We start from the raw sequence: 6,304 nt of genomic DNA, 5'->3' as shown, positions 1-6,304 counted from the left end.
CTCCCCGGCCGCCCCGGCCTCGGCATCGACGTCGACGAGCAGGTCGTCCGCGACCTCGCCGGAAAGGACTGATTCCCCCATGCCCCTCGTCCACGGCCTCGCGCCGATCCTGGCGACCCCCTTCACCTCGGACGGATCCCTCGACCTCCCCTCGTTGCGCCGCGTGGTGGAGTTCAACCTCATCAGCGGCGTCGACGGGCTGGCGGTCTCCGGCATGGCGAGCGAGACCTTCGCACTCACCGCCGAGGAGCGCGCACGCGTGCTGCGCGAGGTCGTCGACGTCGCGGCGGGCGCGGTCCCGGTGGTGGCCGGGGTCAACGCGACCTCTACGGTCACCGCCGTGGAACAGGCCCGCGCCGCGGCGGCGGACGGCGCCGCCGCGCTCATGGTGCTGCCGCCGTACATGGTCAAGCCCACCCCCGCGCAGATCCACGACTTCTACGCGGACGTCGCGGCCGCCACGGACTGCGAGGTGATGGTCCAGGACGCCCCCGGAGTCACCGGCGTGACCATGACCCCCGCGACGCTGGCCGGGCTCGGCGAGCTGCCGGGCGTCACCTCGGTCAAGGTCGAGGCGCCGCCGACACCGGCCAAGGTGACCGCCGTGGTCGGCACGTCCACCGGCGAGGACTTCGCGGTCCTGGGCGGCCTGAACGCCCAGTTCTGCCTCGACGAGTACGCCCGCGGCGCCATCGGCACCATGCCCGCCTGCGAGTTCCCCGACCTGCTGCGCCCGGTGCTCGACGACTGGGCCGCCGGACGTCGCGCGCGGGCCCGGGAGGGTTTCGCCCGGCTGCTGCCCCTGGTACTGCACGGACTCCAGCAGGGCTGGGCCTGGGCGATACACAAGGAGGTGCTCCTCGCCCGGAAGCTCATCGCCGACGCCACCGTCCGCTCCCCCGCACGCCCGCTCGACGCCCCCACCCGAGCCGCCCTGCACGAGGTGCTCGCGCCCCTGGGGATCACGGCCGGTTGACAGCCGTCCGCGGCATGCCAAAAGAGTGGATATCCCCTAAAATCGACACCGGAATGTCAGCTCCTCGCGTGCGGCCGGGATCAGCCCGAAAGCAGCAATGCGCCCAGCGGAAGATCGGCGAAACCGTGAGCACCAGGAAACACGACAGCATTGCGACAGACGACGGAGTCGACATTCATTACGTGGAGGCGGGAGAGGGAGAAATCATTGTTCTCGTGCCGGGGTTCTCCCAGTCCGCCGCCCAATTCAAGAAGCAGGTCGACGGGCTGAGCACCTCTTATCGCGTGCTGGCAGTGGACCATCGCGGGCACGGCGAGTCCGGAAAGCCGGATCACGGCTATCGCATCTCACGGCTCGCCGCCGACCTACGGGCTCTCCTGCTCGCGCTCGACATCGGCGACGTCACGCTGCTGGGCCACTCACTCGGCTGCACGGTGATCTGGAGCTACTGGGATCTGTACGGGAGTGACCGGATCAAGCGGCTGATCCTGGCCGATCAGGGCCCGATCGGCGTCAAGGAGCTGGCGCCGAACGCGCGGGCGGAGCAACGAGGGGCGATGTTCACCTTCGAGGAGGCTCTGGGCATCGCGGCCGGGCTCAGGAGTGATCAGGCGTTGGAGACCTCGCGCGCCGTGGTCGACATGCTGCACACCCCGGAACTGAGCGACGAGGACGCGGAATGGATTCTTCATCAGAATCTGTTGCTGCCGCGCGAGCACGCCGCCACCCTGCATCTCGATTACTGCGGCAACGACTGGCGGGACGTGCTGCCCCGGATCACCGTGCCCACACTGGTCATCGGTGGGGCGGCCAGCGTGATCTCCCCCGATGTCGCGGAAGGCATTGCCGAGCAGATACCGGACTCCGTGGTGCGCATCTTCTCAGCAGCCGAGAAGGGCAGCCACTTGATGTTCTGGGAGAATGCCGAGCTGTTCAATTCAGTGGTTTCCAGCTTCATCGAGACCGGACGCGTCACGTGAGATCCACCGGCTGCGGCGGTCCTTTCTCCTCCGCGCGCTCGGGGGACAGGGCGCCTACCGTGCGGCGACGGCCTCGATCTCCAGCAGCCACGCCTCGTCGTAGATGCCCGTGATGATGACCGTCAGAGCCGGAGCGTGGTCGCCGAGTACCTCGCGCCGAATGGCGGAGTTCTCCTCCCGGTACGCCCGGTCCGACAGGAAGGTGGTCACCTTGACCAGATCGGACAGCCCCATGCCGTGGTGGGCCAGGGCCGCGGCCAGGTTGGCCCACACCTGACGGCACTGGGCGGCGAACCCCTCGGGGAGGCTGCCGTCCGGGGCCACCGGGATCTGCCCGGAGACGTGGACCACGCGTGCGGGAGAGGCGATCTCCCACGAGTGTCGGTAACCGCCGCCATCGGCGACTGTCGGGCCAGGAGTCATCATGCGCGGATCGTTGCAGCGCCGCGGATCCACAGCAAGCGGGATAGGCCCTGGTCGCCCCTCGCCCTGGTCGACCGACCGCGAGGGCCTTGCGCTTCCACGCCGACTCCGGGCTGCTTCCTCCCCAGGTGGCGCGGGCGACCGCGCCGCGTCGGCTCCGTGAGATCGCCATGTCCCTCACCGCCGTCGCGAGGGTCCTCGGGGACGCGGCGGCGGTGCGGAGGAGGGCCGCTTCGATCACGTCCTCGCTCACGGAGGTGCCGGGTCCGCCGATTGCCGCGCCGACGGGGCCGGTTCCGGCGGACGCGATCGAGCAGGTCCGCACCGCGACCGCGAGGGAACCGGGTATGCCCGTGCTCGGCGCCCTGCGCGACGAGGCGACGCCGGAGGCGGTCACGCTGACCGCGGCGAACCGTTATCGCCACGCGACCCGGACCGTGGTTCCGGCCGAGGCGACGGCCGCGCCCCGGGCTGCCGCGGTCGACGGTGACGAGCCGCGGGCCGCGGGCCGCGGGCCGCGGTCGCTGACGTCCGCCGCGGCACCCTGGTGCGGGTCGAGGCGACGCCGCACGGATTCCGGCCGCCGCGCACGGCCGCGAGAAAGTCCGTGCAGCACGATTGACACCCGCGGTCGCGCCGGTGAGCATTTTTCCCACCAGCCTAGTTATGCGCATAACCTCCGGAGCCGTGATGCCCCCAGCACGCGTCACCCAGGCCGACGTCGCGCGTATGGCGGGGGTCAGTCAGGCGACCGTCTCGCTCGTGCTCAACGCCGAGCCCGACCGTGTCGGGCCCGCCACCCGGCAGCGCGTCCTCGAAGCCATCGGCGAGAGCGGCTACGCGGCCAACCCGGTCGCGCAGAGCCTGGCCCGGGGCCGCAACTCGATGATCGGCGTCTTCACGTACGAGCCCGTCTTCCCGCACGGTGGCGGAGACTTCTACCGCCCCTTCCTCATCGGCATCGAGGCCGAGGCCGAGCGGCAGGGCAGTGACCTGCTGCTCTTCACCAGCGCGGAGGTGGTGGACGGCAAGCGGCGCCTGTCCGGCAGGTCGCGGGCCAGGCTGGTCATCACCGACGGCTGCCTGCTGCTCGGACGCACGGAGGACAAGGGCGAACTGGCTCATCTCCTGGAGGACGGGCCGCCGTTCGTGTTCGTCGGTCGCCGTCGGCTGCCGGGCGGCGACCTGCCGTACGTCGGCGCCGACTACATCCGCGCGACGGGTGACGTCGTCCGGCTCTTCCTCGAACACGGACACGAACGGATCGGCTTCCTCGGGGAAATGGACGCGCGGGAGTCGCTGCGCGACCGGCTCGATGGCTACCGCGTCGCGATGCGCGCCGCCGAGATGCCGACCTCGGAGTTCGATGCCGCCGGGCGCACCCCGGACGAGATCGTCGAACTCGTCGTCGGCAACCGGCTGACCGGGCTGCTGCTCGCCGAGAGCCACCGCGCGGAGGAGATCCGGAGCGCCGCCGCCGCGCGCGGGCTCGACGTGCCGCGCGATCTGTCCATGGCGGTGCTCGGCCAGCCGGAGATCCCGCTCGACACCCCTCTGGCCTGGACCGGCTTCCGCATCCCGCGCGAGGAGATGGGCGCGCAGGCGCTCGCTCTGCTGGTCGAGCTCATCGAGACACGCACGAAGCAGACCGAGCGGCACCGTCTGCTCCCCTGCCTCATCGAGGCAGGCGAGACCGTCACCGCGCCGCCCGCCCGTTCCGCACCCGGAGGAGACACGTGAGCCCGTACAAGAGCACGCGGCGCCGCTTCGTCGCGCTCGCGGCCGGAGTGACCGGGATACCCCTGCTGCCGGGGGCCGCGTCGGCGGCCGGTGGCCGGGACCCGGTCGACTACCGGTCCGTCCACACGTCGCGTCCGCCGGACCCACGGGCGGTGCTGCTCGGCGGCGCCGGCTTCGAGACGCACGCCGACGGTGTCGGCGACGACACGGCGGCCCTGCGGGCGGCGATCGACGAGGCCTCGCGGCGCGGCATCGCGAACAAGCTCGGCGACATCCTGGGCGGCGCCCGCGACTTCCCGCACGGCGACGGCGGTGGTGTGGTGCTGGTGCCCATGGGGACGTACCGCCTGACGGGTCCGGTCGACGTGCACGACTCGGTGCGCGTGATCGGATTCGGGGCGCGCCGGCCGCGGTTCGTGCTGGGCGAGGACACCGCCGGTTACGGGGCCGGAACGCCGCGGGACGTCTTCTCCTTCCGACGCCGCCCGGTAGGCGGCCCCCTCTCCTACGCGAACAACGACACCTTCGGCTCCGCGCTGGTGAACCTCGACATCGAGATCGGGCCCGGCAACCCGGACGCGATCGCGGTCCGGTTCGGCGGGGCGCAGCTGTGCCTGGTGCAGGACGTGGACATCGCGGTGGGAGACGGGCTCGCGGGCATCGACCACAACGCCAACCTCATCCAGCGGGTGCGGGTGACCGGCGGTCAGGTGGGCCTCCAGGCGTACGCCGCCTCGGCCGGGTGGCAGACGACGCTGCTCGACTGCCGGTTCGAGGGGCAGCGCAGGTCGGCCGTGGCGATGGCCAACGACGCGAAGCTGGTCGTCGTGCGGGCCGTCGTCGCGCGCACACCGCGGGCCTTCGAGTCGGCGCCGGACACCTACCAGCATCTGTACGTGCAGGACTCGCACTTCCACGAGGTGCGCGACGCGGCGGTCGTCCTCAACGACAGCGCGTCCGTGCCGGGTGCCGACCGGGAGCTGATCCGGCTGAGCAACCAGCTCACCCTGCTGAACTGCACCGCCTCCGCCACCCGGGACCTGCTCCTGCTCGCGCAGAGCGGAGCGCGCACCGCGGCCCCGGCGGCGTCCACCCGCGTGCGCGAGGTGACGTACGGGCTGCGCGTCGAGAACGCGCTCGGCCGGGGCGAGTCGCGGCGCGAGGGCGTCCACGCCGACCTGGTCGCGGGGCTCTCCACCGAGTTCGTACGCTCCATGCTGCGCACCGACGCGCCGGCGCCGGCGCCGGTGCGCGAGTGGGTCAGCGTCGCCGACGTGGCCGCCGCGATGGGCCGCAGCATCGGCGAGGGCGACGACGACCTGCCGGTCTTCCAGGCGGCGGTGGACCGTTACGACACGGTGTTCGTGCCGATCGGCCGGTACCTCCTGACCGGCTCCCTCACGCTGGGCCGGGACTCGAACCTGATCGGCCTGCACCCACGGCAGACCTGCGTGGTCGCCGCCGACGGGCACCCGCACTTCTGCGACCCCGACGCGCCGCGCGCCCTGGTCGAGACCCCGCGCGGCGGCCGGAACACCGTCACCGGGCTCGGCCTGGACACCGCCCGGCAGACGCCGGGCGCGGTGAACCTCCTGTGGCGATCCGGCCCCCGCTCGTATCTGGCGGATGTCACCACGCAGTTCGTGAAGTGGCACCCGGCGGGCGTCCCCACGGGCGACCCGGGCTACACCTACCGGGGCGCGCACAAGTACGGCGTCTGGGTACGCGGGGGCGGCGGCACCTTCGCCAACATCTGGTCCATGAACGGCTGGGCGGAGAACGGCTTGCTGGTGGAGGACACCGACGTGCCCGCCCGGCTGTACGAGGTGTCCGTCGAGCACCACGAGACCCGCGAGGTGGTCCTGCGCCGGGTCAGCGGCTGGGACTTCCTCGGCCTTCAGACGGAGGACCACATCCATGGCTGGCGCTCGCAGGCGGTGGAGATCGAGCGCGGCGACGACCTGCTCTTCGCCAACTCCGTCTTCTTCCGGGTCGCCACGGTCGAGGGGCCGCACCCCTACGCGGTCAGCGTGCGCGACAGCGGGCGGGTGACGCTGCGCGGCAACCGCGGCTACCGCGACAAGACGCCGGAGTTCACGCAGTGGGGCACGGCGGTCGTGGACCACGGCAGCGGGCGCACGGTGCCCGAGGTCGAGTTCACCCTGATCGAGGTCCGGTGAGTGGG

5 protein-coding genes are annotated in these 6,304 nt (G+C 71.8%); 4 read left to right on the top strand and 1 reads right to left on the bottom strand.

Translation table 11 applies throughout. The annotated features are described in order from the left end of the window. The first annotated feature begins 79 nt into the window (after window positions 1–79). Entirely contained in the window at window positions 80–976 is an 897-nt protein-coding gene (locus ADY01_RS02630; protein ID WP_049564806.1) for a dihydrodipicolinate synthase family protein, read from the top strand. Between the two features lie 125 nt (window positions 977–1,101). After that, window positions 1,102–1,956 carry an alpha/beta fold hydrolase gene (locus tag ADY01_RS02625; protein ID WP_049564803.1) on the top strand — a complete coding sequence of 285 codons (855 nt, stop codon included), beginning with the start codon at window positions 1,102–1,104 and terminating at the stop codon, window positions 1,954–1,956. A 54-nt stretch (window positions 1,957–2,010) separates the two neighbouring features. Here ADY01_RS02625 and ADY01_RS02620 read toward each other — a convergent pair whose 3' ends face one another. After that, window positions 2,011–2,382, bottom strand: coding sequence for a RidA family protein (locus tag ADY01_RS02620; RefSeq protein WP_049564801.1), 372 nt, complete (start codon window positions 2,380–2,382; stop codon window positions 2,011–2,013). 687 nt (window positions 2,383–3,069) lie between these two features. Between ADY01_RS02620 and ADY01_RS02615 the strand changes: the two genes are divergently transcribed. Together ADY01_RS02615 and ADY01_RS02610 are read left to right on the top strand one after the other, a co-directional pair. After that, the gene (locus ADY01_RS02615) at window positions 3,070–4,119 is read left to right on the top strand and encodes a LacI family DNA-binding transcriptional regulator (protein WP_049564799.1); all 1,050 of its coding nucleotides are present in this window, start codon (window positions 3,070–3,072) and stop codon (window positions 4,117–4,119) included. Beyond that, window positions 4,116–6,299, top strand: coding sequence for a glycosyl hydrolase family 28-related protein (locus tag ADY01_RS02610; protein ID WP_049564796.1), 2,184 nt, complete (start codon window positions 4,116–4,118; stop codon window positions 6,297–6,299). The genes ADY01_RS02615 and ADY01_RS02610 overlap by 4 nt, the downstream gene beginning before the upstream one ends. Window positions 6,300–6,304 lie beyond the last annotated feature (5 nt).

Origin of the sequence: Streptomyces sp. SBT349, from assembly GCF_001083795.1 — a bacterium.
GTDB lineage: Bacteria > Actinomycetota > Actinomycetes > Streptomycetales > Streptomycetaceae > Streptomyces.
This window is presented reverse-complemented; position numbering and strand designations above follow the sequence as displayed.